Annotated in this window: 2 protein-coding genes and 1 pseudogene; all 3 read left to right on the forward strand. The window is 68.3% G+C overall.

Annotated features, from left to right (window positions below):
- Positions 1-406, forward strand: a pseudogene (locus Q1V87_RS08335) (acyltransferase); the annotation flags it as partial.
- A gap of 12 nt (positions 407-418) precedes the next feature.
- Entirely contained in the window at positions 419-1,060 is a 642-nt protein-coding gene (locus tag Q1V87_RS08340; protein ID WP_300591675.1) for an acyltransferase family protein, read from the forward strand.
- A 62-nt stretch (positions 1,061-1,122) separates the two neighbouring features.
- The coding region (locus Q1V87_RS08345; RefSeq protein ID WP_300591676.1) for a transposase family protein at positions 1,123-1,790 on the forward strand (668 nt) is incomplete at its 3' end.

Raw genomic sequence — 1,790 nt, forward strand, 5'->3', positions numbered from 1 at the left:
GACACAATCAGCACAGGGGGGTCAGAATTGGGCCGGCGTTGACACGTGGTCACTCTCCGTCGAGGAGCAGTTCTACCTCGTCCTGCCCGCCGTCATGGGGGCGCTCCTGTGGGTGGCAGCGAAGAGCCGTCGACGGGTCGTCGCCGTTCTCCCCTTCGTGGGCTTGGCGCTCCTGGCAGTGGTGTCGATCTACTCGACACGGCTGGGAACCGCCTTCCCCTTCGGTTACTACGGACCGTTGCCCCGGGCGTGGGAGTTCCTGGCTGGCGCACTGCTGGCAGTGGCCGTGGGACTCGTCCGGCGCCTCCCCAACCTCGTACTCACACTGCTCGGGATCGCCGGCGTCGCCGCGATGGCGGCGAGCTTTGTGCTCATCACACCCGACACACCATTCCCCGGCAAGTGAACGATCCTGCCGGTGGCAGGCACGGTCCTGGCCCTCGCCGCGGGGCGCGGTGCGCCGACTCTGGCCTCGAGGCTCCTCGGCACCGCCCCGATGGTGTGGATCGGGGACCTGTCCTACTCCCTCTACCTGTGGCACTGGCCCTTCATCGTCACGGCTGCGGCCATCTGGCCATTCTCGACCGCGGCCCCAGTGATCGCTGGGCTCGCATCGGTGATCCCCTCCTACTTCACCTACCGCTACGTGGAGCAGCCGTTCAGGGCGCAAACGGTCACCGGCGCCAAGGGCGTGACGCGTCTGGTCGTCGGCATCCTCGCTCCGCCTCTGGCGGTGGCCACCGCTGCTTGGCTCGCCCTCGCACTGCTGGTGCAACCCGCCATGGCCCCGGGCGGGGCCTTGGCCTCCCGGTTCGGTTCCGTCGAATCCGCCGACGTTGACCGACAACTCCTTCCATGCCGGGACGAGGCAATGGCTGCGCTGAGCAATGGGCTGTGTGGCACCACCCTGGACGGTGAGGCGTCGGTGCTCCTCATCGGGGACAGCCACGCGGAGCACCTCCTCCCTGCTTTCGAGGCACAGTTCCCAAGACAAACATGGCTCTTCGTACCTGAGCGTGGGGTGAGCGTGGATCCGACGGCGGGCGTGTCGGCGGGGTGATGGGCGTCGAGGCCCTCAAGAATCGGGGTTACTACACCACCTGATCTTCAAGGACCTCGACGATGCCCGATTCTACTTCCTGCTGCCGTGCCGGCGGCGGCTACTGTCAGCGCTGCGACCTTCTGCTGGGCCTGCCCGGGCTCCACGTGGTCGGCGTCCAGCGCGACGACGCGGGGCTTCGGGTTGAGGTCGAATCCGTCCGGCCGGAAGTGATGGGCTGCCCCGCCTGCGGCGTGATCGCGCATGCGCATGGCCGGCAGAGGGTCGAGCTGATCGACGCGCCGTGCTTCACGGCGCCGGTGAAGCTGTGGTGGCGGAAACGACGCTGGCTGTGTCCCGAGCCGATGTGTCCGGTGAACTCGTTCATGGAGCAAGACCCCGATGTGGCGCGACCCAGGGCGCTGCTCACCAGTCGCGCGACGTCGTGGGCGATCGGGCAGATGCGGCGGGAGAACGCCTCGGTCCAGGGGATGGCCCGGCAGCTCGGCTGCGCCTGGAGGACGCTGTGGCGAGCGGTCAAGCCGATCCTTGAAGCCGCCGCCGACGACGAGGCCCGCTTCGCTGGCGTCACCTCGCTGGGCGTCGACGAACATATCTGGCATCACGTCTCCACCAAGCCCGTCGACCAGGGCGGCCGCGGCCCGAAGGAGTTCACCGGCATGGTCGATCTCACCCGCGACAAGGACGGACACGTCCGGGCCCGGCTGCTGGATCTGGTCCCGGGCCGATC

The sequence above is a fragment of the Microbacterium sp. genome (assembly GCF_030149085.1).
Classification (GTDB): domain Bacteria; phylum Actinomycetota; class Actinomycetes; order Actinomycetales; family Microbacteriaceae; genus Microbacterium.